We start from the raw sequence: 938 nt of genomic DNA, 5'->3' as shown, positions 1-938 counted from the left end.
GAAGCCAGGCAAGCCTTAAAACAGCTTAGAAGCCTTGAAGGCCGCATCGAAAGCGAGTATGAATAATAAATCATTAATATTGTATATCAGCTTACTTCCGGTCATAGTATTAGTACTATTAATACTGGGTGCCGGTTATTTTTTAATGAAAGATGAATTTAAATTACCTAAGGTTTTTAGTAGTGAACCTCAGGTCAGAAGACTGGAAGGATTTCCTGTGGTGGTAAATGTATCAGAAGAAATTGAAAAACAAAGAAGAGTAATTAAAAGCCAGGAAGAACTTGAAGACTTCCTGAAAACCGTAGATCCATCCGGAAATTTAGCATTAGGTGAAAAAATTGATTTTAATCGAGAATATTTAATCGGTGTTTCTTCCTCTACCCTCACCAAAGAAGGTTCACAACTAAAGGTAAGAAAACTTTACGAAAATAACGAAGAAAATGAACTATTGGTCTCACTCAAACAAACAATACCTGCCGAAACGTGTTTAGTTACTCAGCAATTAAATGTCCCCGTAGATTTAGTAGCCATTAGCAAAACTGATTACGAAATTACGTTTGAAGTATCAAAGGAAATTATCAGCGATTGCGGTGAATTCGAAGATACAAACAACAATACGGAGACAGAATAGAAATACAGAATAAACAGAATTAGGTTTAGCAACTTATATGAACGAGACTGCCCTAAAATCATTAAGAGATGCATTTGGTGAGGCTTTAGTTGAGTTAGGAAGCGAGAATGACGATATTGTCGTATTAACTGCAGATTTAGCCGAATCAACCAGAGTCCATGATTTTGAAAAAAAGTTTCCCAATAGATTTTTTCAAATCGGCGTAGCAGAACAGAATTTAGCCGGAGTATCAGCCGGATTGGCTTTTGCAGGAAAAATTCCTTTCATGACCTCTTACTCTGCTTTTTCCCCTTACGGGAACTGGGCT

At 36.7% G+C, this 938-nt stretch carries 1 protein-coding gene and 1 pseudogene; both read left to right on the top strand.

From position 1 onward, the window contains the following. The first annotated feature begins 34 nt into the window (after positions 1-34). On the top strand, positions 35-631 hold the full coding sequence (locus AC29Z1_RS16915) for a hypothetical protein (protein WP_488272619.1): 597 nt from the start codon (positions 35-37) through the stop codon (positions 629-631). A gap of 37 nt (positions 632-668) precedes the next feature. After that, a pseudogene (locus AC29Z1_RS16910) lies at positions 669-938 on the top strand (hypothetical protein); the annotation flags it as partial.

The sequence above is a fragment of the Sporomusa sp. genome, assembly GCF_057736855.1.
Note: the sequence above shows the minus strand (reverse complement) of the source record. Positions and strands in the feature narration are given on the sequence as shown.